The 26209-nt window shown below is 70.0% G+C and carries 19 protein-coding genes, 1 tRNA gene and 1 other RNA gene; 13 read left to right on the top strand and 8 right to left on the bottom strand.

Features of this window, described 5'->3' with window-relative positions; all coding sequences use genetic code 11:
* The first annotated feature begins 6 nt into the window (after positions 1-6).
* From ASD65_RS07060 to ASD65_RS07040, 5 genes are read left to right on the top strand one after another with little or no spacing between them, the layout of a single operon-like run.
* Complete coding sequence (locus ASD65_RS07060; RefSeq protein ID WP_056220384.1) at positions 7-1029, top strand: ABC transporter permease; 1023 nt, start codon at positions 7-9, stop codon at positions 1027-1029.
* Positions 1029-2903: a dipeptide/oligopeptide/nickel ABC transporter permease/ATP-binding protein gene (locus ASD65_RS07055; protein ID WP_082561607.1), complete on the top strand. Its 1875-nt coding sequence runs from the start codon at positions 1029-1031 to the stop codon at positions 2901-2903. The genes ASD65_RS07060 and ASD65_RS07055 overlap by 1 nt, the downstream gene beginning before the upstream one ends.
* Positions 2900-3718 carry an ABC transporter ATP-binding protein gene (locus tag ASD65_RS07050; RefSeq protein WP_056220382.1) on the top strand — a complete coding sequence of 273 codons (819 nt, stop codon included), beginning with the start codon at positions 2900-2902 and terminating at the stop codon, positions 3716-3718. Before ASD65_RS07055 ends, ASD65_RS07050 begins: the two co-directional genes overlap by 4 nt.
* Positions 3715-7077 carry a serine hydrolase gene (locus tag ASD65_RS07045; RefSeq protein ID WP_056220379.1) on the top strand — a complete coding sequence of 1121 codons (3363 nt, stop codon included), beginning with the start codon at positions 3715-3717 and terminating at the stop codon, positions 7075-7077. Before ASD65_RS07050 ends, ASD65_RS07045 begins: the two co-directional genes overlap by 4 nt.
* On the top strand, positions 7074-7940 hold the full coding sequence (locus ASD65_RS07040) for a hypothetical protein (protein ID WP_056220376.1): 867 nt from the start codon (positions 7074-7076) through the stop codon (positions 7938-7940). The genes ASD65_RS07045 and ASD65_RS07040 overlap by 4 nt, the downstream gene beginning before the upstream one ends.
* A 16-nt stretch (positions 7941-7956) precedes the next feature.
* Here ASD65_RS07040 and ASD65_RS07035 read toward each other — a convergent pair whose 3' ends face one another.
* From ASD65_RS07035 to ASD65_RS07020, 4 genes are read right to left on the bottom strand one after another with little or no spacing between them, the layout of a single operon-like run.
* Complete coding sequence (locus ASD65_RS07035) at positions 7957-9351, bottom strand: amidohydrolase family protein (protein ID WP_056220371.1); 1395 nt, start codon at positions 9349-9351, stop codon at positions 7957-7959.
* A gap of 43 nt (positions 9352-9394) precedes the next feature.
* The gene (locus ASD65_RS07030) at positions 9395-10246 is read right to left on the bottom strand and encodes a DUF6999 family protein (RefSeq protein WP_056220369.1); all 852 of its coding nucleotides are present in this window, start codon (positions 10244-10246) and stop codon (positions 9395-9397) included.
* Position 10247: 1 nt separating this feature from the next.
* On the bottom strand, positions 10248-10946 hold the full coding sequence (locus ASD65_RS07025) for an iron-containing redox enzyme family protein (protein ID WP_056220366.1): 699 nt from the start codon (positions 10944-10946) through the stop codon (positions 10248-10250).
* Positions 10943-12085, bottom strand: coding sequence for a 3-oxoacyl-[acyl-carrier-protein] synthase III C-terminal domain-containing protein (locus ASD65_RS07020; RefSeq protein ID WP_056220363.1), 1143 nt, complete (start codon positions 12083-12085; stop codon positions 10943-10945). The genes ASD65_RS07025 and ASD65_RS07020 overlap by 4 nt, the downstream gene beginning before the upstream one ends.
* 54 nt (positions 12086-12139) lie before the next feature.
* On the opposite strand from ASD65_RS07020, the gene ASD65_RS07015 reads away from it, so the two are divergent.
* The 3 genes from ASD65_RS07015 to ASD65_RS07005 are packed head-to-tail and all read left to right on the top strand — an operon-like array spanning position 12140 to position 14396.
* The gene (locus ASD65_RS07015; protein ID WP_235566624.1) at positions 12140-13087 is read left to right on the top strand and encodes an SDR family oxidoreductase; all 948 of its coding nucleotides are present in this window, start codon (positions 12140-12142) and stop codon (positions 13085-13087) included.
* Positions 13036-13728, top strand: coding sequence for an SRPBCC family protein (locus ASD65_RS07010; protein ID WP_442922434.1), 693 nt, complete (start codon positions 13036-13038; stop codon positions 13726-13728). Before ASD65_RS07015 ends, ASD65_RS07010 begins: the two co-directional genes overlap by 52 nt.
* Positions 13728-14396, top strand: coding sequence for a DUF4166 domain-containing protein (locus ASD65_RS07005; RefSeq protein ID WP_056220356.1), 669 nt, complete (start codon positions 13728-13730; stop codon positions 14394-14396). Before ASD65_RS07010 ends, ASD65_RS07005 begins: the two co-directional genes overlap by 1 nt.
* 49 nt (positions 14397-14445) lie before the next feature.
* Here ASD65_RS07005 and ASD65_RS07000 read toward each other — a convergent pair.
* The 4 genes from ASD65_RS07000 to ASD65_RS06985 form a co-directional block, all read right to left on the bottom strand.
* Positions 14446-14530, bottom strand: a tRNA-Ser gene (locus ASD65_RS07000).
* A 26-nt stretch (positions 14531-14556) separates the two neighbouring features.
* Complete coding sequence (locus ASD65_RS06995; RefSeq protein WP_056220353.1) at positions 14557-16839, bottom strand: transglutaminase family protein; 2283 nt, start codon at positions 16837-16839, stop codon at positions 14557-14559.
* Positions 16826-18073: a DUF58 domain-containing protein gene (locus ASD65_RS06990; RefSeq protein WP_056220343.1), complete on the bottom strand. Its 1248-nt coding sequence runs from the start codon at positions 18071-18073 to the stop codon at positions 16826-16828. The genes ASD65_RS06995 and ASD65_RS06990 overlap by 14 nt, the downstream gene beginning before the upstream one ends.
* Before the next feature lie 7 nt (positions 18074-18080).
* A complete protein-coding gene (locus ASD65_RS06985) occupies positions 18081-19100 on the bottom strand; it encodes an AAA family ATPase (RefSeq protein ID WP_056220326.1) in 1020 nt (339 codons plus the stop codon).
* Positions 19101-19229: 129 nt separating this feature from the next.
* Between ASD65_RS06985 and ffs the strand changes: the two genes are divergently transcribed.
* The 5 genes from ffs (at position 19230) to ASD65_RS06965 (ending at position 26187) form a co-directional block, all read left to right on the top strand.
* An RNA gene (ffs, locus tag ASD65_RS18730) (signal recognition particle sRNA small type) lies at positions 19230-19326 on the top strand.
* A 62-nt stretch (positions 19327-19388) separates the two neighbouring features.
* Entirely contained in the window at positions 19389-21518 is a 2130-nt protein-coding gene (pta, locus tag ASD65_RS06980; protein ID WP_056220314.1) for a phosphate acetyltransferase, read from the top strand.
* On the top strand, positions 21515-22753 hold the full coding sequence (locus ASD65_RS06975) for an acetate/propionate family kinase (protein ID WP_056220311.1): 1239 nt from the start codon (positions 21515-21517) through the stop codon (positions 22751-22753). The genes pta and ASD65_RS06975 overlap by 4 nt, the downstream gene beginning before the upstream one ends.
* A gap of 118 nt (positions 22754-22871) precedes the next feature.
* Positions 22872-23603 carry an HAD family hydrolase gene (locus tag ASD65_RS06970; protein WP_056220308.1) on the top strand — a complete coding sequence of 244 codons (732 nt, stop codon included), beginning with the start codon at positions 22872-22874 and terminating at the stop codon, positions 23601-23603.
* Positions 23604-23661: 58 nt separating this feature from the next.
* A complete protein-coding gene (locus ASD65_RS06965) occupies positions 23662-26187 on the top strand; it encodes a glycoside hydrolase family 65 protein (protein WP_056220306.1) in 2526 nt (841 codons plus the stop codon).
* Positions 26188-26209 lie beyond the last annotated feature (22 nt).

The following is a 26209-nucleotide window of genomic DNA, read 5'->3' as shown; positions in this document are numbered from 1 at the left end:
CCGTTGATGACCGAGCACGACACGGTGGCGCCGCTCCAGGTCGCTGCAGCGCCCACGCGCGACAACGACCGTCAACGGGGCGGCTCACCGTGGGTCGGTTTCCTCCTGAGGCGGACGGGGCGCCTGCTCGTCTCGATCGTGGTCCTGGTCACCGTCGCGTTCTTCATGATCCGGCTCATCCCCGGTGACCCGATCCGCAACGCCCTCGGCATCAACGCCGCGCAGTCCGTGGTGGAGGCCAAGCGAGAAGCGCTGGGACTGAACCTTCCCCTGTGGGAGCAGTACTTGCGCTTCTGGCAAGGCCTCCTCACTGGGGACCTGGGGGAGTCGTTCACCCTCCAGATCCCCGTGACGACGGTCATCGCGCAACGGCTCCCGGCCACCCTCGAACTCGCCCTGCTCGCGCTGGCGGTCATGCTGCTGCTGGCGATCCCCATCGGGATCGGCGCAGCGGCCCTCACCCGTGGCGGGCGCCGTCGCGGGTTCGAACTCGGCTACACCACGGTCAGCGGCTTCATCGCGGTCATCCCGGAGTTCCTGATCGGCGTCGGCCTTGTCTACGTGTTCGCCGTGCAGACCCACCTGCTCCCGGTCGCGGGTCGCGGCGGGCCGGAGACCTACATCCTGCCGGTCGCCGCCCTCTCCATCGGCGCGGTCGCGGCGATGTCGCGCATCGTGCGGGCCGAGGCGCTCTCGGTCCTCGATCAGGACTACATCCGCACTGCGCGGGCCAAGCGGATGTCGCGCTGGCGCCTGTACATGCGCCATTCGCTCCCGAACCTGCTGACCTCGGCGCTGACGATCGGCGGTCTCGTGCTCGGGGCGCTCATCGCCGGGACCGTCCTTGTCGAGACGATCTTCGCGTGGCCGGGACTCGGCACCACCATCGTGGACTCCATCCGCACGAAGGACTATCCGCTCGCCCAGGGCGTCGTCATCGTCTACGGCCTGATCGTGCTCCTGGTGACGCTCGTCGTCGACATCGTTCTGGTGGTACTGGACCCGCGCTCCGCGCTGAAGGACAACTGATGTCGATCGCCCCCACCGTAGGAGTCGAGTCACACGTTCTCGATCCGCTCCCGGACGTCCCCACCGGGAGCGTCGCGACCGGACCGGCTCCGGCGGCCAATCGCGCCCAGCGGTTCGTGCGCGTGCTGCGTTCTCCACTCGGCATCGCCGCGGTCATCGGCCTCGTCGTGCTGACGTTCTTCACGATCTTCGGTCCCATCATCTGGGGGCAGGAGGCGACCGTCGCTGATCTGACCCAGTTGTCCGCCAAGCCCAGTCCGGAGCATCCGCTCGGAACGGATGCGGGCGGACGCGATGTCCTCGCCCGCGTGCTCACCGCGACCCGGCTCTCGGTGATGATGGCGCTCGCCGCGACCGCCATCGGCGTCATCTTCGGCGTCGGGGTCGGGTTCCTGCCCAACGTCCTGCCGCGGCGCGGGGCGCGCTTCGTCGTCAGTGCGACCGGCATCGCACTCGCCTTCCCGGCGCTGCTGCTCATGATCGTGCTGTCCATCGTCGTGGGCACCGGGGCGGTGGGCGCGGTGCTGGCCATCGGGTTCGCCATGGTGCCGTTCTACGGCCGTCTCGCACAGACGCTGAGCGCGTCGATCGCCGGACGCGACTTCGTGGCGGCGGCGCGGATCCTCGGCGTCGGGCGCTTCACGATCCTCCGCCGCCACATCCTGCCCAACGTCTCCGAGCCGCTCATCGTGAACGCGAGCATCAGCGCGGGCGGCGCCCTCATCGCCTTCGCGGGGCTGTCCTTCCTCGGCCTGGGCGTGCAGGCGCCGGAGTTCGACTGGGGACGGATGCTGAACGAGGGTCTGAGCAAGATCTACGTCAATCCGGCCACCGCGTTGGCCCCCGGGGCTGCCGTGGTGTTCGCCGGCCTGGTGTTCACCCTGGTCGGCGAATCGCTCGCGCGCGGCTTCGGCCTGGACTCCCTCGTCGGACGGCGCCCGAAGCGCGGGGCGCGCAGCGCGGAACCGGTGACGGATGCCGCGGACACCGAGCTCGTGCTGCGCGTGCGGGAGCTCCGGGTCGGGGTGCCGACGAACGGCACCTGGTCGTACCCGGTCGGCGGCGTGAGCTTCGATGTCGCCCGCGGGGAGATCGTCGGCATCGTCGGCGAATCCGGCTCCGGCAAGTCGCTCACCTGCATGTCGGTCGCGGGGCTCATCGACGATCCGCTGGTCGTGACGGCCGGCAGTGTCGTCTTCGACGGTCGTGAGCTGGTCCGTGGCGGCGTCGTGCCGACCTCCGTGCCGTCGCGCGAGCTCGCCGGCCACCTGGGCACCCGGATGGCGTTCGTCTTCCAGGACCCGTCGACGTCCTTGAACCCCGCCTTGCACGTGGGTCCGCAGGTCGCCGAGATCGGCATCCTGCACGAGAACCTCTCCGCGAAGGAGGCGAAGGCCCGCGCCGTGGACCGGCTCGGCGCCGTGCGCATCGCGGACCCGGAGCGACGCTACCGCCAGTATCCGCACGAGTACTCCGGGGGGATGCGCCAGCGCGCGATGATCGCGATGGGCCTGATGGGCGACCCGGCCCTCATCATCGCTGACGAGCCCACGACGGCGCTCGATGTCACGGTCCAGCGCGAGGTGCTGGCCCTGCTGCACGCGGTCAACAGGAAGAACCAGGCCGCGATCCTGTTCGTCTCGCACGACATCGCCGTCGTGTCCGCGCTGTGCGACCGCGTGCTCGTGATGTACCGCGGCATGATCGTCGAGGACATCGCCGTGACGGCGCTCGTCGCCGGGGAGGCGCGCCATCCGTACACCCGTGCGCTGTTGGAGGCGGTGCCCGACATGACCGGCGAACCGGGCGCGAAATTCGCGACCATTCCCGAGGGCACGGTCTTCCCGACGGACGCGGTGGAGGCACTCTCGTGAGCACGCTCGAGATACAGGAACTCCAGGTGCACTTCGGGTCGGGGCGCTCCAGCCACCAGGCGGTCGCCGGGGTGGATCTGACGATTCCATCGGGGACGATCTTCGGTCTCGTCGGCGAATCCGGATCCGGCAAGTCCACCATTGCACGGGCGATCGTCGGACTGCACGAACCGAGCGCGGGACGGATCCTGCTCGACGGCGTGGATGTCGTCCGAGCGAAGGGCAAGACCGCACGTGCACGGCAGAACGTGCAGATGGTCTTCCAGGATCCCAACTCGTGCCTGGACCCCCGGATGACGATCGGACAGTCGATCGAAGAAGCACTTCGCGTCACCGAGCGGCGGCGCGAGAGGGGGCGTGGGGTCACGAAGGCCCAGCGCGCAGCGCGCATCGCCGAACTTCTGACCCTCGTCGAACTCGACCCGGCCAGGTCGGGCGAGTACCCCAGCAGGCTTTCCGGCGGCCAGCGCCAGCGCGTGGCGCTGGCGCGCGCGCTCGCCGCGGAGCCGACCGTGCTGCTGGCCGACGAGATCACGTCCGCCCTGGACGTGTCCGTGCAGGGAACGGTGCTGAATCTCCTGCGCGACGTGCAGCAGCAGCTCGACCTCACCGTCCTGTTCATCAGCCACAACCTCGCGGTGGTGCGCCAGCTCTGCGACGGAGTCGCGGTCATGAAGGACGGTCGCATCGTGGAGAGCGGCCCCGCGGTGCGCGTGATCGATGATCCGCAGCATCCGTACACCCAACAGCTGATGACCGCAGTACCGCACCTCGGTGTGCCCCTGTTTCCAGAAGAAGAAGGAGCTCCACAGTGACGAATCGATCCATCGAACTCGCCGACCTCGCGCGCATCGCGGTTCCCGCGGAGACCGCGATCTCGCCGGACGGGCTGATCGTCGTGTTCTCGCGCACCGAGGTCGTCGATGGCGCGCCCGCGAGCTCCCTCTGGTCGGTCGCGACGGTCGGGGAACCCGCCGAGCCGCGGCGTCTCACGAGCGGGCCGGCGGATGCGGCACCCGAGTTCTCTCGCGACGGCCGTTCCCTCCTGTTCACGCGTGAGGTCGATGGCGTCGCCCAGCTCCACCTCCTTCCGATCGACGGCGGCGAGCCGCGCGTCGTGACCGCCGCATCCGACTTCCCGCTGGGGGTCTCGCTCGGCCGGCTCAGTCCCGACGCCACCCGCGTCGTGGTCGCCGCTCCGGTCTCGCGGGACTCCGACACCCCCGCTGCCGATACGCCGCTGGTGATCGACCGGCTGGGCTTCAAGGCGGACGGCGTCGGCTGGTTCGGCTCCGTGCGCCGGCACCTGTTCGTGGTGGACCTGGCCACGGGCGCGAACCGCCGCCTCACCGACGGCGACTGGCACGCCGGGCCGCCGAGCTGGTCTCCGGATGGCCGCCTGGTCGCCTTCACCGCATCGTCGGAGCCGCGCTCCGACGTCGATCTCACCTCGTGCGCGTATGTCGTCGAGGCCGACGCCAAGATCCCGGTGCCGGTTAGCGTCGGTCAGGCGCGCAGCGTCAGCGGCCCGATCGCCTGGGCGCCGGATGGGGCAGCGCTGATCGCGGTCGGCTCGGCCGTGCCGCGCGTGGGCAACGCCGCACTGCTCCGCCTCGCGCTCGACCCGGCGACCGCGGACGTCGACCTGGCCGCGGGGCTGGACCGCAACGTCATGGTCGGGGCTCCGGCCTACCCCGGAGGCGCTCCGGCGTTCACCGCGGACGGCGCGGAGATCGTCTTCTGCCTCCGCGAACGCGGCTGGACCCATCTGCACGCGGTGTCGGCGGACGGCTCTCAGACGCGCGCGCTCATGGCGGACGCGCACGCAGCGGTCTCCGCCCTCTCCGTGGCCGCGGCTGCCCCGCGCGCCTCCGTCGTCGTGCGCACCCCGGAGAGCTTCGGCGAGGTGGCCGTGGTGGACCTCACCACCGGTGAGATGACCGTGCTCACCAGCGTCACGGCGACCGCACTCCCGGACGTCGACCTGTTCACGGCGCAGGAGCGCGAGTTCTCCCTCTCGGACGGCACCCGCGTGCACGGATGGTTGCTCTCCGCGCCGGACACGACCGGTGCGGCCCCGCTGCTGCTGGACATCCACGGCGGCCCGCACAACGCGTGGACGGGCCTGGCGGACGACATCCACCTCTATCACCAGGTGCTGGCCGCCCGCGGGTGGCGCATCCTGATGGTGAACCCGCGCGGCTCGGACGGCTACGGAGACGACTTCTTCCGTGCGGTCAACGGCGGGTGGGGCGCTGCCGACGAGAAGGACTTCCTCGAACCGGTCGACCAGCTCATCGCCGAGGGACTCGCCGATCCCGAGAGGCTCGCCCTCACCGGCTACAGCTACGGCGGGTTCAGCACGTGCGCGCTCACCGCCTCCACGGACCGCTTCTCGGCGGCAGTCGCGGGCGGACTGATCTGCAACTTCACGAGCATGGCCGCCGAAGGCGAGGGCCCCGCGTACTTCTCGGAGATGGCGGCGGATGTCGCTCCGGTAGGCCACTACGCCACGTTGCTGGAGGCATCGCCCATCTCCCGCGTCCAGAACGTCACGACCCCGACGCTCGTCCTGCACGGCGCGGCCGATGACACCTGCCCGGTCGGGCAGGCGCAGGAGTGGTTCTCCGCGCTGCGCGTGCAGGGCGTCCCCACTCGGCTGGTCGTCTACCCCGGGGGAAGCCACCTCGTGATCCTGCAGGGGCCCTTGGCGCAGCGGATCGACTACAACAGTCGACTCGTGGAGTGGGTCGAGCGGTACACCGTGACGAAGGCGGCGGCGGCCGGTCTGGTCGCCGCGGGACAGGGCGAGGCGTTCTGGCGGAAGCGCCTCGACGCGCTGCGCACGCGCTACGGTGTCACCGGCGCCCAGTTCGGCATCGTCCGCCTCGGCGAGGACGGCACGCCGTTCGAGCGGACAACCGCGAGCTCCGGGGTGCTGGATGTCACGACCGGCGTGTCCACGCACGACGACGCGCTTTTCCAGCTCGGCTCCATCACCAAGGTGTGGACCAGCATCCTGATCATGCAGCTCGTCGACGAGGGCGCGCTCGATCTGGACACGCCCGTGCGCGCGATCCTGCCGGACTTCGCGGTGCAGGACGAGTCGGTCGCTGCCGCGGTGACGGTGCGTCACCTGCTCTCGCACACGAGCGGCATCGACGGCGACCTCTTCACCGACACCGGGCGCGGCGACGACTGCGTCGAAAAGTACGTCGCCACCCTGACCACGGCCGAACAGGTCCACCCGCTCGGGGAACGGTTCTCCTACTGCAACTCCGGCTTCGTGGTGGCCGGTCGCATCATCGAGGTGCTGCGCGGCATGAGCTGGGACGACGCGCTGAAGAAGTACATCGTGACCCCGATGGGACTGACCCACACGATCACGCTGACGGAGGATGCTCCGCGCTTCGGCGTCGCGACGGGCCACGGCGGCTTCGGCGCCGAGGCCGAAGCAGTACCGGTGTGGCCGATCGCCCGCTCGATGGGTCCGGCCGGCCTGATCGCCGCGCGGATGGGCGACCTGCTCACGTTCGCCGAAACCGCGCTGCGGGGAGGCGTCGCTCCCAACGGCATGCGGATCCTCTCTGAGGCATCCGCAGCAGCGATGCTCGAGGAGCAGATCAGCCTGCGCGAAGCGGTGCCGACGGTGACAGGGTGGGGGCTCGGCTGGTTCCTGGAGGACTGGAACGGCACCTTCGCATTCGGGCACGACGGGGGCACCATCGGGCAGCGCGCCTACCTGCGGATCTTCCCCGAGCACGGGTTCGCCGTCGGGCTGCTCACCTCCGGCGGTCAGAGCGACGGCCTGTACCGCGAGATGTTCGACGACGCCGCGAGTGCCGCGGCGGGCGTGCACATCCCCGCACCGTTCCGCGACGCACCGAGCCCCGAGGCGGCCGCGCCGGAGCCGACGGAGTATGCGTCCGGTGGCATCGTCGTCACGCTCGCGCACGGGGAGGACGGCCCCCAGCTGACGATGACGGAGCGCACCGACATCCTGCGTCTCGGTGCGGAGCCGGAGAGCACCACCGTGGGGCTCGTGCCGGCCAACGCCGCCGGAGTGTGGGCGTATACCTCGCCGGACATGGCCGGATGGGGCCAGTACCGGCCGGTGCCGGGCGGCATCTACCTCGGCTACCGCTATGTGCCCCGAGTGGCGGCTGAGGCGTGACGACCTCGCTGCGGAGCACTCCGCCAACGGCGGAGAAGGCGGCGGCGCGCGCGGAAGCCGACGCCAGGGCACTCGCCGAGCACAGCGGTGTGGTGGTGCGCGAGCTTCACACGCCCGACGAGATGATCGCGGCATCCCGCCTGCTGGCCGAGATCTGGCACGTGGAGGAGAACAAGTCCCATCTCGATCCCGGGCTGCTGGTGGCGCTCGCCCACGCGGACAACTACGTCGCCGGTGCCTATCACGAGGGTCGGCTCGTCGCGGTGTGCGTCGGGTTCTTCCACCCCCCGAGCGATCACTCGGTGCACTCGCACATCGCGGGCGTCGCAGACGGCTTCCTCGGCGCGGGTGTGGGGAAGGCGCTGAAGCACCACCAGCGGGCGTGGTGTCTGCGCAAGGGCGCCGACTCGATCACCTGGACCTTCGATCCGCTGGTCGCCCGCAACGCCTACTTCAACATCCACCGGCTGGGGACGACGGCGACTGCGTATCTGCCCGACTTCTACGGCGCGATGACGGATGGCATCAACCGTGGTCAGCCGAGCGATCGGATGCTGCTGGTCTGGGACCTGTACGGCGAACCTCCCGCCGATCCCGCGGCCGAGGCATCATCGGCCTCGGAGCGGTATGCATTGCGCAGCATCGATCGGGAGCCGGTTCTGGACCTCGCGGGCGTGGCGGATTCCGCATCCTGTCGGGTGCAGATTCCGTCCGACATCGAGCGGATGCGTCTGGAGTCGCCCGAGCTGTCGGCGCGCTGGCGGCTGGCGGTGCGCGACGCACTCACCACGCTCATGGACGACGGATGGCGCGTCACCGACTTCACCCGTGCGGGGGACTACTGCCTCGAGCGGGCGGTCTGAGCCCAGGTCGAAGGGCTCAGACCGGCTCTCGCCGTTCGCCGGCGGGCAGCCATCGCCCGCGGCCGGGCGCGGCGGTGATGGTGCACGACGATCCGTCGCGGGCGAGCACGACTTCGCCGCGCGAGAGCACGAGGCGCGGCCAGCCCGTGGCGGTCCAGCCTTCGTAGACCGAGTAGTCCGCCGCGCTCTCCAGCTCCGCTGCCCGGATCGTGCGCTCGTCCGCGGGGTCGAGCACGACGATGTCGGCGTCGCTGCCGACCTGGAGCGCGCCCTTCTGCGGATAGAGGCCGAGTAGGCGCGCCGGGTTCTCCGCCGACACCGCCACCAGCCGCTCCAGGCTGAGGCGGCCGGTCCGCACGCCCTCCGAGTACAGGAGTGGGAGGAACGTGTCGAGTTCGGCCATGCCCTTGCGGGCTGTCTCGACGGTGAGGGCGGGGTCGATCTTCGCGGCGAGCGACCACGGCGCGTGGTCGCTCGCGACGGTGTCGATCGAGCCGTCCGCCAGTCCCTCCCAGAGGGCACGGACATCCTCATCCCGGCGCAGCGGCGGCATCCCGATGAAGCGCCCGCCGTCCGGCTCCGCGTGCACCCGATCGGTGAGGTACAGGTAGATCGGGCGGGTCTCGGCGAACACGGGCAGTCCGCGGCCCTTGGCGGCGCGCACGGCCTCAAGGGCTCGCGCCGACGACAGGTGCACGATGTAGATCGGTGATCCGGTCAGCTCGCACAGGGCGATGGCGCGATCGACCGCTGCCGATTCGGTCACGACCGGCCGGCTCTCCGGGTAGAACCGCAGATCGCTCCTGCCATCCGACATGAGCTCGGAGGTGGCGTGCTCGATGAGCGCGCCGTCCTCGCAGTGCAGCAGGGTGAGCATCCCGTGCTCGCCTGCCCGTGCAACCGCCTCCGCGAAGTGCGTGGAGTCCTCATCCAGCGCCAGGGTGACGAGCTTCAGTGTCCGATAGCCCTCTTCGGCGAGCCCCGCGAGCTCGGAGATCGCTTCGGCGGCCACCGCATAGGTGCCCGGATGCAGCACGTAGTCGATGGTCGAGAGGGCACGCGCCTGCGCGTGGTCGGCCTCCACCGCCGCCCGCAAGCTTCCCGTGTCGGTGAAGCTCATCTGACCGACGGTGGTGACCCCGCCGTGGATCGCCGCCCGTGTTCCGCGAAGGAAGTCGTCGACGAATCCGGGTTCCGCCCCCGGGCTCGTTGTCGCGAAGTGCACGTGCGCGTCGATCGCGCCCGGAAGGACGAACGCCCCGCGCGCGTCCAGGACGGTCGCGGCATCCAGCTCGATCGTCGTCGAGTCGCGATCGATGACGTGCGAGATCCTGCCGTCGCGGATGCCGATGTCGCTCGCGCTGCGCCCGGACGGGGTCACGACGATTCCGCCGCGGATGATGGTGTCCACGGCGATCCTCGTCATCGGCGTGCCTCTCCCGGTCATGTCTGCGTCAGTCGAACGCGGCGTCGGTGTTCCGCGGATATGCGCCGCCCGCGAGCTTCACGAGGCGGGCGTGGGCGTATTCGCACACGAGCGCGTGCCGGTAGACCATGCGCGGGACATCGACGTTCGAGTCCATCCAGAGGCTCAGCCCTCCGAGCTTCCAGTGCCGGAACGTGTCGTCGTCGCAGACGAGCGCGAGGATCTCCATGAACGAGTCGTCGAACCGGATCGAGTGCACCGCGCGGCGGTACTCCTCGACGGTGAGCGCCATGGAGAACGGAATGTTCATGAAGCACAGGGCTGTCTGGATGTCGAGGCGGACGATGCGGCGGCGGCGCCGTTCGGCATCGAGTCGGGGGATGTCGAGCTGGGCGAAGTCCAAGGTCTCGGCCCGAGTCAGCGGCACCTTGTCGAGCGCGATGAGCACGTCGTAGACGTTGACGTCGTGCTCGACGACGGCGTGATCGCCGAGTCCGGCGAGCGTCTCGGGTCGCAGAGTGACCGGTTCCATGTCGACCGGCGTGTTGCGGATGATGAAGTTGACGAGATTGGTCTCGATGACGAAATGTCGGATGAGCAGTTCGACGGCGTCGGGGGAGACGAACCGTCGGAGGAACCACACGCACAACACGTCCATGGTGCGCAGCGGCATCCATCGGAACGGGAGGACGCGCTTGATGATCGAGACGAGGGCGACGATGACGCGGGAGAGCACGCGGACGATCGGGTAGAGCCAGCGGCGCGACAGGCGCCGCTGGTCGTTGATGATCTGCCGGACTAGCGCGCGGTCGAGCGGCACGGAAGGATCGGCGTAGATCGCCTCCCACATGCTCGGGTCGGAGCGGACGAACTCCGCCACGTCAGTGATCCAGCTCTTCGAGCTGGAGTGCGTAGAGGCGCGCGACCACCTGCGCGCAGCGCACGATCTCATCGGCCGCCGCGCCGTCGATCATCCCCGAGGAGAGGATGACGCCGAGGTTTCCGGTGTGCTGGGCGTCAGCCTCCTGGTGGTACTTCATGAAGTGCACCTGGCTGTCGGCGAGCCCGAGCACCTCTTGGAAGCGGGCCGCCCACCCGGCGGCTCGTTTGGCGCCGAGCCCTTCGATGATGAACATCGCGCCGAGCAGCCCGACGGGGTTGGGCCGATCGGCGTAGTGGAACATGTATCCGGACAGCGCCTCGGAGCCGATGTTCTTGCGCCCGCGGCGCAGGTCGTCCAGTGAACCGCCGACCGCGACGTAGTCGCGTTCGATCATCAGGTAGTCGCGGTGCTCCTCCTCGGCATGGTGGATCGCCGCCGACCGGAGTTCGAAATGGTCGATGTCGAAGCTCGAAGCGGCCCGCGAGATCCACGCGGATCCGTCGACGACCTGCTGCCGGAGGTTGAAGAGCAGTCGCTTGTAGTCCTCGAGGGTGACGGTGCCATCGGCGAGCCGGCTCAGGACCGGTACCCGTGCGAGGCGTTCGTCGAGCTCGGTCCAGACGTCGGCGAGCCGATCCGGCAGGGCGCCGTCGCCGGCGGGCGGCATGTCGAGCGTCGTGGTCGTCGGGTTCGTCATGTCGGTGCTCCTTGCTGAACGGGTGGGGCGACCACGGTGAGGTGGGCGAAGGCGAACGAGAAGCGCCCCGATTCGGGCACGGCCAGCAGCACCGTCTCGCCGGGTGCGAACCGGCCGGTGCTCCAGGCCTCTTCCAGCGCGATGAAGATGCTCGCCGCTCCGGTGTTGCCGCGGGTTTCGAGGTTCGAGAACCACCGGTCCGTGTCGAGTGTCGGGATGCGGCGCCGCAGCGCGTCGAACGCGACGTCGCGGAAGGCGTTGGTGCTGTAGTGACACACGACGTGGTCGAGGTTCTTCACGTCGACGAGTCCGATGTCGACGAGCTCTTCGAACTGCCGGATGCCCGCGTCGGCGAGGTCGTCCAGCACGCTCACGTCCTGCCGCAGCAGGAACATGCCGGCCGCCTCGGCCTCGTCGATCCCGACGTCCTGCCACGTCGTGCCCACGCTCGCCTCGGTGCCGGTCATGCCTGCCCGCATGCAGACGTCGTGCTCGTGGGCGAGCGAGACCTGACGCACCCAATCGACTCGCAGCGAGGGCTTGCTCGGGTGGGGCTGGAACTCGACGATGGCGGCACCCGCGCCGTCGGACAGCATCCAGCGGAGGAAGTGCGAGTCCATCCCGGCACGGATGCCGTCGAAGCGGCGTTGCCGCAGATTGCGGCTCGCCAGCTCGGAGCCGACGACCGCGGCGATCGGATGGTCGCCGAGTCGGATCTTGCTCACCGCGGCGTCGAGCGCGGCGAGGCTGGACGCGCACACGCCCGACGCGGACAGCACCTGCATCGGTCCGCCGCCCAGGCGGCCGTGCACCATGGAGGCGAAGCCCGGCACGAGCGCATCGCCCATCGTCGTCGCGCACGCCAGCATCCGCAGGTCGGCCGCGTCGATGCCGCGATCCTCCAGCGCGGCGCGGAGGGCCTTGACCGCGAGCTCCTCGTTGAGCTCGGTCGGCTCGCCGTTCTCGTCGAGCGCGTAGTGGCGTTGCCGGATGCCGTTCGAATCCAGGATGCGGCGACGGATGCGCTCCGTGACCGGGTCATCGCCGCCGAGGCGGGTGACGATCGCGTCGTTGTCGACCGGATCTCCGGGGAGGTACCGGCCGAAGCCCGTGAGGTATGCGGTCGCCGTCGAGCCCATGTCACGACCCTAGGCCACGAGCGGAATCCGGAGCGCATGTGATACTTTCTGAACATGTTCAGTTCTGATGTGATGCCGGTGAGGGCGGGCATGAAGATCGCGATCACGGGAGGGACCGGCTTCGTGGGCCGGCATCTCGCCGAGCGGTTCGCGCCCGCCGACGTCGTGCTCGCCTCGCGCCGCACCGGCGTCGAGGTGGACGATGTCGATGCCCTGACCCGTGCCTTCGACGGGTGCGAGGCCGTCGCCCATTGCGCCGGGATCAATCGTGAGCTCGGCGACCAGACGTTCGACCGCGTCCACGTGCGGGGGACCGCGGCCGTGGTCGAGGCCGCGCGTCGCGCAGGCGTGCGGCGAATCGTGCTGCTCAGCTTCCTGCGCGCGCGCCCGGACTGCGGCTCGCGCTATCACGAGTCCAAGTGGGCGGCCGAGGAGATCGTCCGCGCATCGGGTTTGGAGTACACGGTCCTCAAGGCGGGGATGATCTACGGCCGCGGCGACCATCTCGTCGACCACCTCAGCCACACGGTGCAGACCATCCCGCTGTTCGCCGCGGTCGGGTTGCGCGAGAAGACCATCAGCCCGATTCCGGTCGCCGAACTCGTCGACGTGATGGTCGCCGCGCTCGGGGGAGAGCTCGCGCAGCGCACGGTCGCGGTGCGCGGCGGTGAGACCCTCCTGCTCAGCGAGGCCGTGCGACGCGTTGCCCGCGTCGTCGGCCGACGGGTGCTGGTGGTGCCCGCGCCGGTGGCGTTCCACTACGCGTTGGCGCAGGTCGCCGAGTGGACGATGAAGGTCCCGCTGGTGGCCATGGCGCAGGTGCGGATGCTGGCCGAAGGCGTCACCGATGCCGTCCAGCCCGCGGGTGAACTGCCGCGGGCGCTGCGACCGCGGCTCCCGTTCGATGAGGCGTCGATCCGGGCCGCGCTCCCTGCTCCGGGCGGATTCGGGTGCGCAGATCTGCGGATGCCGCGTCGCGGCGTCGCGGCGGTGTTCAGGTGAGCGGGCGCCGAAGGCGGGGCGCATCAGCCATCTATGTCGAGATCGTGATCCGGGCCGACCCGGAGAAAGTGTGGGAGCTCACCCAGGATCCGGCCGCGCACGGTCGGTGGGATGCCCGGTTCTCGCAGATCGTGCCCACTGAGTCGAGCGAAGCGGGCGAGACGCGTTTCACCTATGCGCGTCGCATCGCGTTCCACACGGTGGCCGGCACCGGCGTCACCATCGGAGAACGCTCCCGCCCGGACGGCACGCGCACGTCCGCCTTACGCTTCTCGACAGTCGACCCGCTCTCGCCGATCCGCGACGGCCGGGGGTACTGGCGGTACGTCCCGGATGACGGGGACACCCGGTTTCTCACCGGATACGACTACACCCCCGGCTGGGGGCGGATTCCGGACCTCATCGTGCGGCCCCTCCTGGGGTGGGTGACCGCGTGGAGCTTCGATCGACTGCGCATCTGGATCGAGCGGGGCGAAGCTCCCGAGGCGTGGCCGTTTTCCAGTGCGCTGTGGTTGTGGCGGCCTGATCGCCCGCGTGCGGCGCGGTGCCTGCGCGCGCCTGCGCACGGGGCGCGGCAGGACGACCATCTGCGCGACGCGCCGGCCACGCTCGCCGTGCTCGCCGACCCGAGGAGGAGCTGATGACGTCGATGTTCGAGCGCGCGCTGGTCGAGGACTTCGCGCGCCTGCACCCGATGCTGCAGAAGCGGTTCGGAATCGGGCTGGACTCCGGTGAGGCATGCGTCGGGCGCGGGACGATGGTGCGGATCCGGCGCGGTCCGTGGTGGACGGTGCCATTCCTGCAGGTCGGCCGACTGCGCAACATCCTCATCCCGGATGTCGGCACCGATGTCCCGTTCCGGATCGAGAACTACCCCTACCTCGACCCATTCGGGCGGGAGACCGTCACCTTCGTGCGGGAGTACGACATCCGCGGTCGCCGTCGACGCTTCGACGCCACGATGATCGGCGTGGGGGATCGGATCATCGACTATCTCGGTACCCACCAGCATCTCGCCGTCGACCTCGACCTGGGTGTCGATGACGATGGCGCGCTCATCCTCACCTCGGATGCGCAGCGGTTCTACGAGGGTCCGGTCGCGTTCCGGTTCCCGATGCTGTTCAGCGGTCGGGCCCGCCTGCGAGAACGATTCGACGACCGTGACGGGCTGTTCCACATCGACCTCGAGGTGCGCAACTCGCGGTTCGGGTTCCTGTTCGGCTACCAGGGCTCCTTCGCCTGCGAATGGGTTCCCGCGACCGACGCCCCTGAGCGGCTCAAGCCGAAGCGGCACGAAGCGCGTACGTGACGGGAGAAACAGAATGAGCCCGGCCGTTGGCCGGGCTCATTCTCAAGGGCGGAGGATGGGGGATTCGAACCCCCGAGGGCTTTCACCCAACACGCTTTCCAAGCGTGCGCCATAGGCCACTAGGCGAATCCTCCTTCGGCCCCGGAGGGCCGCAACAATCCTACCTTGCCTGAGAGCCTCTCCCGGACCCGGCGTACACACTGCCCGGACGAACGATCAGCGACCGGGGTGCGGCGAGGGCGAGGATGCGGCGGGAACGGTCGACGGCGGCGAGCATGCCGGCGCGAACGGCGGTCGCGGCATCCGCCATCTCGGCGCCCTGCCAGAAGCCGTGACGGCCACCCGCGGCGTAGCTGGCGCGCTCGATGCCGCCGATCAGCAGCGACATCTCGTCGGCCGGGGCGCCGTGCGCCTGCACGAGGCGCGTGCCCAGCGCACGGGCGGACTCGCTGCCCGGCACGTCGATGCCGAGGTCGATCGCGACGTCCTGCACGCTGGTCCAGGCTGCGGCCGCGTCACCGCCCCGTGCCGCCGCCAGCAGCTGACGACGCCGCAGCTCGCGGATCAGTCCGGGGATGGCGAGGGCCACCAGGATGCCGAACAGCGTCACCAGCACGGGGGTGGGGTCCAGCGCGTCCTCGGCGCGCCCGGCCTGCGAGTCGCCGGGACGCAGGCCTCCGGCACTCGGGCTGGGCGAGGCGGACGACGACGCGGATTCGCGGGGCAGCGGGGCGGCGGACTGCTGCGGGTCGGCACCGCCGGGCGTGGTCGAACCGGCGGAGAAGGTGGTCGGCACGCCGAGGCTGTTGGTCGGTTCGAACGGCACCCAGCCGATTCCCCCGAAGTACACCTCGGGCCACGCGTGCAGTTGACTGCTGGAGACGGCGTAGACGGTCTTGCCGTCGATCGTGGTGTTGGTGTTCGAGCCGGGGAGGTAGCCGACGACGATGCGTGCCGGCATCCCGAGCGTGCGCGCCATCAGGGCGAACGCCGATGCGAAGTGCACGCAGTAGCCCGCGCGCACCTCGAGGAATCGTGCGACCGCGTCGGCACCGGTGCCGTCGAAGCCCTCTTCGACCGGGGCTTCGAGCGAGTACTGGAACTCGGAGCCCCGGAACCACGTCTGCAACGCGACGAGCCGGTCGTAGTCGTTGGTCTTGTCGGCCGTGATCTGCGCGGCGAGCTCGCCGATGATCGGAGGAAGATCCGCGGGCAGGGCCGTCGTCTCGTCGCGCAATTCCGGGCCACCGGCGGTGCGCGCGCGGATCTGCTCCAGCGTCGGGCGCGGCAGCTCCGTCGTCACGTCGTAGGACTGCCCCTGCGCCGAGCCGTCGCGGCTGACGACGGTGCGGTTGTACGGGACCGCCGACCACTCGCCATCGAGTCCGGTGACCGAGATCGCGGGGAATGCCACAGGCAGCCACGGGGAGTCGAGATCCTGCACCTGTACGGTCGTGGTCTCCTGCACGACGCGGATCTCCTCGTCGGCGGTGATCGGACCGAGGCCGGACGGGCTGTCCAGCGGCAGCGTGCGGGAACGGTCCGGCTGCCACACCGAGCCGTCGAAGGCCGACAGCGTCGCGGCTCGGAGATACGGCGGGGCCTGCGCGGAGGTACGCACCGTGAGCACCTCGACCTCGGCCGGCCGGCGCAGGTCGTCGCCGAGCTGCAGCGTCGGGTCGATCGCGGCGCCGACGCCCACTCCCGAGCCGGCCTCCGCGAGCGGGGGGAGGAGCGGCGTCGCGACGATCGCGACGATCACCCCGATCGCGCCGATGCCGAGGGCCGTGGCCGACACGCCGCCCGCGGGCGCGGTGCGGGTCGATGGAGTACTGGTGTCGCCGGCGGTCTCGCGCGCGCGGGTCTCCACGCGCAGCAGGAACAGGATGGATGCCGCGAGCAGCACGAACGAGGTGACGTCGATCTCGCCGGGAACCGCGATCGAGGGGATGAGCGAGATCGCGATGAGACCGACCGATGCCAGCAGCGGCATCCGGGCGGTGAGGACCACGTGATCTATGACGATCGTGAGGATGCCCATGGCGCCGACGATGAAGAACGACAGCGGCGTGCCCGCCTCCAGCGGTGCAGCACCGAGGACGACCTCGTCGATGCCCGCACCGATCAGCCCCGGCACCGTGCGCACGGTGTCGGGGGTGGGGATGAGGCCGAGCAGGGCCGAGTCCCGCAGGAACATCACCGTCAGCAGCACCACCCAGACGGCCGCCTCGATGAGGCTGACGGCGACGGCGGGCAGTCGGAACCGGCGCGCCACGAAGCCTGCGGCCAGAACGGCGGCAGACAGGACGACCGCGCCCAGGACCCACCATCCCGTCTCGATGACGCGCAGCAGCGGCATCATCGCCGCGAAGACGGCGACGAACACCCCGATGGTCAGGGCCAGCTCTCCGCCGCGGCGGAGCGGTGCCTCACTGGAGGGCATGGCTGACCCCCCGATCCACGGCGGTCGCCCAGGCGGCGGCGAGGTCGACGTCGGCGTCGATCGCGGCGGTACGCCAGCCGTCATCGGCCGCGCGGTCCAGCGCGTCACCCGAGGCAGATGCCGCGAGCAGGACGGGGAGCGCGGAGTGGTGCACGACGGGGGCCAGCGCATCGGCGTCTCGCGGATCGAACCGGCCGGTGATGATCACGACCGGCCCGGTCATCAGGGACGTGAACAGATGCGGCAGACGCGTCAGGTGGTCGTCGCGTCGGGCGGTCAGCGTGGCGAGCTGCACGGTGAGCGCCTCGACCTCGGTGACGTCGCCGCCCTCGATCGGTTCGGCCAGTGCGGTGCCGTCGGAGTCGATGATCTCCACGGTGTAGCCGTCGTGGACGAGCCGGGACACGACCGACACGCACGCAGAGACCGCCGTTTCGAACGCCGCATCCGCGCCGGGCGCCTGCATGGCCTCGGGGCTCCACCGGAGCACGCCGCGATCGAGCACGACGACCGCCTCCGGAGCGGACTCCTGCTCCTCCTGGCGAACCATGAGCGTGTCGCGATGCGCCGTCGCGCGCCAATGGATGCGGCGCATCGAATCGCCGGGGGCATACGGGCGGGCGATCAGGTTGTCCGACCCCTGCCCCAGCTGATTCGTCGTGGAGTGCAGGGTTCCGCCGGTGTCGCCGATGAAGCTCGACAGGGCAGGAAGGTCCACTACCGCGGGGGCGACGGTGACCCGGGTCCGGTCGCCGAGGACGTTGCGGCGGCGCGCGAGTCCGAATGGATCGGAGGAGGTGACCGTCAGCGGTCCCAGGGAATGGATGCCGCGGCGTGCGCCGGTGACGCTGTACCGCAGCTCGACGGAGCGCTCGCCGCCGCGCAGCCCGGAGCCCAGGGCGGGGAAGCTGCCCTGCGCGCGTCCGGTCAGTCCGCGCGGCACGGTGTCGCTCCAGCGGCCCTGCGCGCTCGGCACGGCTGTGCGGACCGAGACCCGCACCGTGACGTTCGCATCGCGGCCGACGGACGGCACGTCGGGGGAGAGGGAACGGCTGATGCTCTCGGTGCGCCGCGTGAGATAGAGCGACGCGATGCTGGCGGCCAGTACCGCGCACAGCAGGATTCCGAAGTAGACCAGCTCGATCAGCCCGAGCTCATTCGCCAGGACGAAGCACGCGATCGCCAGGATGAGCGCGCCGGTGCCGCGTACGGTCAGCGGCCACAGGCGTCTCATGGTCGACTCACTGACGTGCGGCGAGAGGGACGCGGACGCTGCTCGCGATGCGTTCGAGGATCGAGGCGATCGTGTCGGAGTTCGCGCGCGACCGCGCCCCGCCGGTCGCGCGAGTGGGGATGAGCCGGTGGGCGAACACCGGGAGCAGCAGCGCGGTGATGTCGTCGGGGATGACGAAGCCGCGCCCGTCCAGGGCGGCCCAGACCTTGGCGGCACGCACGAGCTGCAGCGTGGCGCGTGGGCTCGCGCCCAGGCGCAGGTCGGGATGGGTGCGGGTGGCCTGCGAGAGCGCGACGGCGTAGTCCTCGATCGCGGGCGCGACATGCACCGCGCGTGCCCAGCCGATGAGGTCGGTGATCTGTGCCGAGGTGACGACGGGCTTGAGCGCCTCGAGCGGGTTGACGGTGTCGCGCTGCCGCAGCATCAGTGCTTCGGAGCGAGCGTCGGGATACCCCATCGAGATGCGCATCATGAAGCGGTCGCGCTGCGCCTCCGGCAGGGCGTACGTGCCCTCCATCTCGAGCGGGTTCTGCGTCGCGACGACCAGGAACGGGTCGGGCAGCATGTGCGTCTGCCCGTCGACGGTGACTTGGCCCTCCTCCATCGCCTCCAGCAGCGCCGACTGCGTCTTGGGGGAGGAGCGGTTGATCTCATCGGCGATGACGATGTTCGCGAAGATCGCGCCGCGCTTGAACTCGAATTCGCGGTCGACCGGATTGAAGACGGAGACGCCGGTCACATCGCCGGGAAGCAGATCGGGCGTGAACTGGATGCGGCGCACGGACGCGTCGACGGATGCCGCGAGTGCGCGCGCCAGCATCGTCTTGCCGACCCCGGGGACATCCTCGATGAGCAGGTGCCCCTCGGCCAGCAGCGTGACCAGCGCGCTGCGGACCGCGTCCGGCTTGCCGTCGATGACACTGCCGACGGCGGTCAGGATGTCGGTGGTCTGGCGCTCGAAGGTTTCCGGGGTGATCGCGTCCGCCGAACGGCCGTGATCGATCTGGGTCGTCGCGCTGTGGTCCATTGGGCCCCTCGGATCCGCCGTGGTTCGAGCGTCATCGCCCGACCCCTCGATCGTAACCCTGGCAAAGCCCCAGCGGATCAGGGAGTTCCCTGAATGCACGAGGCATCCGTTCGTCTCGGTTAGACTGGTGGCAGCTCTCCGCGCGGCGGCATCCAGGCCAACTCCCCCAGGACGGAAACGTAGCAAGGGTAACCAGGCTCTGCCGGGTGCGCGGAGAGTCTTTTCATGCCCGGATACTCACGGCCCGGACCCCAGCGCGAGCGGATGCCGCGCCATAGGCTGGTCCCCGTGGCGCAGAGCATCTACATCACCTCGGCCGAAGGTCACTCCGGCAAGTCGACCATCGCGCTCGGCGTGCTGGAGGCGTTGAGTCTCGCGACCGCCCGAGTCGGCGTGTTCCGCCCGATCGCCCGCTCGACCGCGGAGCGCGATTACGTGCTCCAGCTGCTGCTCGATCACGACGGCGTCGACCTCGATTACGACGAGTGCATCGGCGTCACCTACGACGATGTGCGGGCCGATCCGGACGCCGCGCTGTCGACGATCGTGTCGCGCTACAAGGCCGTCGAGGCGCAGTGCGACGCGGTCGTGGTGCTCGGCAGCGACTACACGGATGTCGGCAGCCCGGCCGAGCTCGCCTACAACGCGCGCATCGCCGCCAACCTCGGCGCCCCCGTGCTCCTCGTGCTCGGCGGACGCGCGCAGCAGGGGCAGAGCGAGCAGCTCGGCACGACGCTGCCGCGCACTCCGGCCGAAATGGGGCAGATCGCGGACCTCACCCTCGCCGAGCTCGCGCACGGTCGCGCCGAGCTGTTCGCCGTCATCGCCAACCGCGCCGACCCGGAGCGCCTCGACGAGATCGTCGAGGCGATCGGCGGCGCGGTCGCCACGGCGCACGGACGGGCAGTGCCGGTCTGGGCGCTGCCCGAGGACCGCAGCCTGGTCGCGCCGTCGATCCGCGGCATCCTGCGCTCCGTCGAGGGCACTCTGCTCAAGGGAGACTCGGAACTGCTCACCCGCGAGGTGCTCGGCGTGGTCGTCGCGGGCATGTCGATGGTCAACGTGCTGCCGCGCCTGATCGAGGGCGCCGTGCTGATCGTGGCCGCCGACCGTACCGATGTGCTGCTCGCCGCGCTCCTGGCCAACGCCTCCGGCACGTTCCCCTCCATCGCCGGCATCGTGCTGAACGGTCCCTTCGTGCTGCCGGATGACATCGACCGCCTCATCGACGGCCTGGATTCCAGCATCCCGATCGTCGCGACCGAGCTCGGCACCTTCGAGACCGCCGTGCGCGTGATGAACACGCGCGGACGTCTTGCTGCCGACTCGCAGCGCCGCTACGACACCGCCCTCGCGCTGTTCGAACGGCACGTCGACACCGATGAACTACGCCGCGCGCTGGGTCTGGCCCGTGCCACCGTGGTGACGCCGCTGATGTTCGAGTACGGCCTGATGGAGCGTTCGCGCTCCGACCGCAAGCGCATCGTGCTGCCCGAGGGGAGCGATGACCGCATCCTGCGCGCGGCCGCCACCGTGCTGACGCGCGGCATCGCCGACCTCACGATCCTCGGCGAGGAGGACGACGTGCGCACCCGCGCGGTCGAGCTCGGCATCGACATCAGCGGCGCGCAGGTGCTCAGCCCGTTCGATCCGGCCCACGTCGCGCAGTTCGCGACCGAGTACGAGCGACTCCGCGCGCACAAGGGCGTCACCTATGCGCAGGCTGCCGACACGGTGACGGATGTCTCGTACTTCGGCACGATGATGGTGCACCTCGGCCTGGCCGACGGCATGGTTTCGGGCGCCGCGCACACGACGGCGCACACGATCCGACCGGCGTTCGAGATCATCAAGACCGCCCCGGGCGTCTCGGTCGTCTCCTCGGTCTTCCTGATGGCGCTCGCCGACCGCGTGCTCGTCTACGGCGACTGCGCCGTCATCCCGGACCCGACCAGCGAGCAGCTCGCCGACATCGCGATCTCGTCGGCGGCGACCGCGAGCCAGTTCGGCATCGACCCGCGCGTCGCGATGCTGTCGTACTCGACGGGGGAGTCGGGGTCGGGCGCCGAGGTGGAGAAGGTGCGCACCGCGACCGCGCTGGTGCGCGAGCGCGCCCCCGAGCTGCTCGTCGAGGGTCCGATCCAGTACGACGCCGCCGCCGATGCGGCCGTCGCCAAGGCCAAGATGCCGGATTCGGCCGTCGCGGGGCGGGCGACCGTGTTCATCTTCCCCGACCTGAACACGGGCAACAACACCTACAAGGCGGTGCAGCGCTCGGCCGGTGCAGTCGCGATCGGGCCGGTGCTGCAGGGGCTGAACAAGCCGATCAACGACCTGTCGCGCGGGGCGCTCGTGGACGACATCGTCAACACGATCGCGATCACCGCGATCCAGGCGCAGGGCGAGGGAGCAGCATGAGCGTGGTGCTGGTCGTCAACAGCGGATCGTCCTCGTTCAAGTACCAGCTGCTCGACATGGATCACGAGCAGGTGCTCGCCTCCGGGCTCGTCGAGCGCATCGGCGAGGCGACCGGGCGCGCGCGGCACACGGTCACGGCCGCGGGCATGGGGGCGGACGGCACGGATGCGGCCCCCACGGTCTTGGACGCCACGTATACGCGAGAACTGCCGATCCCGGACCACACCGCCGGGTTCGCGGTGATGCTCGAGGCGTTCGCCGAGAACGGTCCCTCGCTCACGGAGCGGCCGCCGGTCGCGGTCGGACACCGCGTCGTGCACGGCGGTGCCAGGTTCTTCGCGCCCACCCTGATCACGCCGCTGGTCGAGATCAACATCGACGAGCTCTCCGTGCTCGCCCCGCTGCACAACCCCGCGAACCTCGCCGGGATCGTCGCGGCCAGGCGCGCGTTCCCCGACGTGCCGCACGTGGCGGTGTTCGACACGGCCTTCCACCAGACCCTGCCCCCGGCCGCCTACACGTACGCGATCGACGCGGAGCTGGCGGCCGCCCACCGCATCCGCCGCTACGGCTTCCACGGCACGAGCCACAAGTTCGTCAGCGAAGCGGTCGCCGCGTTCCTGGATCGGCCGCTCGCCGAGCTGAAGCAGATCGTGTTCCACCTCGGCAACGGCGCGTCCGTGACGGCGATCGACGGTGGACGCTCGGTCGAGACCTCGATGGGGCTCACCCCGCTCGAGGGCCTCGTGATGGGCACGCGATCCGGCGACATCGATCCGGCCGTGCTCGTGCAGCTCGCGCGCCGCGCGCACCTGTCGATCGACGACCTCGACGACCTCTTGAACAAGCGCAGCGGCCTGCTGGGCCTGGCCGGCGTCTCCGACATGCGCGACCTCCTCGAGCGGGCGGAGCGGGGGGATGCCGCTGCCACCCTCGCTTTCGATGTCTACGTGCACCGCCTCCGCGCCTACGCGGGGTCCTACCTGGCACAGCTCGGCGGCGTCGATGTCATCTCCTTCACAGCGGGTGTCGGGGAGAACTCCCCGGCGGTGCGCGCGGGAGCCCTCGCCACCCTCGGTTTCGCGGGCGTCGAGCTCGACCCGGAGCGCAACGAAACGCGGGGCCCCGGCATCCGCATCATCTCGACGGATGCCTCGGCGGTCACCGTCCTCGTGGTTCCGACCGACGAAGAGGTCGAGATCGCGCGGCAGACGCTCGAGGTGGCCCAGAGCTGACAATCGGGTCCCGACTGCGCCCGCTTCGGTTCCCGAGGGGAGGTCCCGCGACTACGCTTGCAGGACGGCACGAAGGTGAGCCGTTTCGCCCTTCATCCGCTCTCTGCCGGGAGGTCCTGTGACCGCCGAAACTCTGCCCGATCTCACCGCGTACGACGCCGTGCTGTTCGATCTCGACGGCGTGCTCACGCCGACCGCCGAGGTACACATGCACGCCTGGCGGTCGATGTTCGAAGAGCTGTTCGCGGCGTGGGACATCGCTCCGGCGTACTCCGACCAGGACTACTTCGACTACCTCGACGGCAAGAAGCGCTACGACGGCGTCGCCAGCCTGCTGCGCAGCCGCGACGTCGAGGTCAAGTGGGGCGACCCGAGCGATGACCCGAGTGTCGATTCGGTCTGCGGCATCGGCAACCGCAAGAACGAGGTCTTCGCGCGCGTCCTGCGCGAGGACGGCGTCACCGCGTTCCCGGGCTCGATTCGGCTGCTGGACGCACTGCAGGCGGCGGGAACGCCGATCGCGGTGGTGTCCAGCTCGAAGAACGCCGAAGAAGTGCTGGTTGCGGCGGGCATCCGCGATCGATTCCCGGTCGTGATGGACGGGGTGATCGCCGAGCGCGACAACCTGGCCTCCAAGCCTGCTCCGGACGTCTTCGTCGAGGCCGCCCGCATGATGGGCGTGGACCCGGCGCGGTCCGCCGCCGTCGAAGACGCCATCAGCGGCGTCGCCTCCGCGGCCGCGGGCGGCTTCGCACTCGTGGTCGGCGTCGACCGCGGGGTCGGCGCATCCGCTCTCCGCGAGGCCGGCGCACACGTCGTGGTCGACGACCTCGACGCCCTCGTGCGCTGAGCGCGAACTACCCCTCCACCCCCAGTACCTCGATACCGAGATCAACAGAAGGCACCGCATGATCGATCGCGACCGCTTCCCCGTCGACCCCTGGCGACTTGTCGAAAACCACTACGCGCTGGAGGATGCCGGGGTCACCGAGACACTCTTCTCCGTCGGCAACGGCTACCTCGGTCTGCGGGGCAATCACCCGGAAGGACGCCACTCCCACGAGGACGGCACCTTCATCAACGGGTTCCACGAGACGTTCCCGATCCGTCACGCCGAACAGGCCTACGGCTTCGCCGAGGTCGGGCAGACGATCATCAACGCCCCCGACGCCAAGGTCATGCGGGTCTACGTCGACGACGAGCCCCTGTCGCTGGATGTGGCCGACGTCCGCGAGTACGAGCGCACGCTCGACATGCGCGACGGGGTTCTGCGACGCCACATCCTGTGGAACACCCCGTCGGGCAAGCTCGTGCGGATCGACTTCGAGCGCATGGTGTCGTTCGAGGAGAAGCACCTCGCGATCATGTCCGTCGAGGTGACCGTGCTCAACGCGGACGCCCCGGTGACCGTCAACTGCCAGATCGTCAATCGCCAGGACGGTGAGGACGTCTACGGCGGCACGCCGAACGCGCCGAAGAAGGCCGGTTTCGACCCGCGCAAGGCGGAGCGCATCCACGAGCGCGTCCTGCAGCCGCAGGAGTTCTGGCAGGACGGACTGCGCTCGGCGCTCAGCTATCGCGCGACCGAGTCGGACATGACGCTCGCCGTCGTCGCCGACCACCTCGTCGAGACCGAGAACGAGTGCTCGGCACGCACGCTCATCGAATCCGACATCGCCAAGAACGTGTTCCGCGTGCAGGCCAAGGCCGGTGTTCCGATCCGCGTCACCAAGTTGGTCAGCTACCACACGTCCCGCGGCGTGCCCGCGCGCGAACTCGTCGACCGCTGCCGCCGCACCCTGGATCGCGTGCGCACCGAGGGCATCGAGCGCCAGTTCGCCCGTCAGCGCGAGTGGCTCGACGGATTCTGGTCGCGCTCGGACGTCCGCATCGGCGGCCACGACGACCTGCAGCAGGCCACCCGCTGGTGCCTCTTCCAGCTCGCGCAGGCGGCGGCCCGTGCCGACGGTCTGGGCGTCCCGGCCAAGGGCGTGTCGGGCTCGGGCTACAGCGGCCACTACTTCTGGGACACCGAGATCTACGTGTTGCCGTTCCTGGCCTACACGACCCCCCTGTGGGCGCGCAACGCCCTGCGGATGCGGTACCTCATGCTTCCCGCCGCCCGCAAGCGCGCGCACCAGCTCAACGAGGCGGGCGCCCTGTTCCCGTGGCGCACGATCAACGGCGAAGAGGCCTCGGCCTACTACGCGGCCGGCACTGCGCAGTACCACATCAACGCCGACGTCAGCTTCGCGCTGGCCAAGTATGTGCGGGCCACGGGCGACACCGAGTTCCTCCACCGAGAAGGCGTCGACATCGCGGTGGAGACCGCCCGTCTGTGGGCCACCCTCGGCTTCTGGCGCGAGAGCGACGGCGAGGACTCGTTCCACATCCACGGCGTCACCGGCCCCGACGAGTACACGACGGTCGTCAACGACAACCTCTTCACGAACGTGATGGCGCGCTTCAACCTCCGGTTCGCGGCGCGCACCGTCCGCGAGATGGCGGTGGACGACCCCGAGGCCTACCGCCACATGGTCGACCGACTCGGTCTGGATCCCTCCGAGGAGGAGGGCTGGGAGCGCGCCGCGGAGGCCATGAACATCCCGTTCAGCCCGGCCCTCGGCATCCACCCGCAGGATCACGTCTTCCTCGAGAAGGAGGTGTGGGACCTCGAGCACACGCCCGCCGACCAGCGGCCGCTGCTGCTGCACTTCCACCCCCTCGTGATCTACCGGTACCAGGTGCTCAAGCAGGCCGACGTGGTGCTCGCGCTGTTCCTGCAGGGCAACCACTTCACCGACGGCGAGAAGCTGGCCGACTTCGAGTACTACGACCCGCTGACCACGGGGGACTCGACCCTGTCCGCGGTCGTGCAGTCGATCCTCGCGGCCGAGGTGGGCTACCAGGATCTGGCCCGCGAGTACTTCGAGGAGTCGCTGTTCGTCGACCTCGCCGACCTGCACAACAACGCGGCGGACGGCGTGCACGTGGCATCCGCGGGCGGCATCTGGACTTCGCTCGTCGCCGGCTTCGGCGGCATGCGCGACCACTTCGGCGACCTGTCGTTCGACCCGCGCCTGCCCGCGGACTGGCCGGAACTCTCGTACGTGCTGCACTGGCACGGCACGCGTCTGACGGTCACCGTCACGCGGGACGCGCTGAGCGTGCGAGCGGATGCCGGGGAGCCCGTGTCATTCACCGTGCGGGGCGTGCCCTACACGGTCGAAGGCGGGACCGAGGTCGTCGCCCCGCTCGAGGGACAGGGACCGGTGATCGCGGGCAAGCCCTCGCTGCGCCAGTTCGCCGACGTCCGGCGGGAGGACGGCACGCTGCTGTCGGCATCCGTCCCCACGGTCACGACCACCATCCCGATCATCGGTTCCGAGGTCGACCCGGAGGGCGATCCCGCGCGCGCCGGTCTCGACGCGTGAGGACGGCGGCGGGGGCGTGCGC

The organism is Microbacterium sp. Root61 (genome assembly GCF_001427525.1).
Classification (GTDB): domain Bacteria; phylum Actinomycetota; class Actinomycetes; order Actinomycetales; family Microbacteriaceae; genus Microbacterium.
The sequence above is the reverse complement of the archived record's forward strand: the minus strand, read 5'-3'. Positions and strand labels throughout refer to the sequence as shown.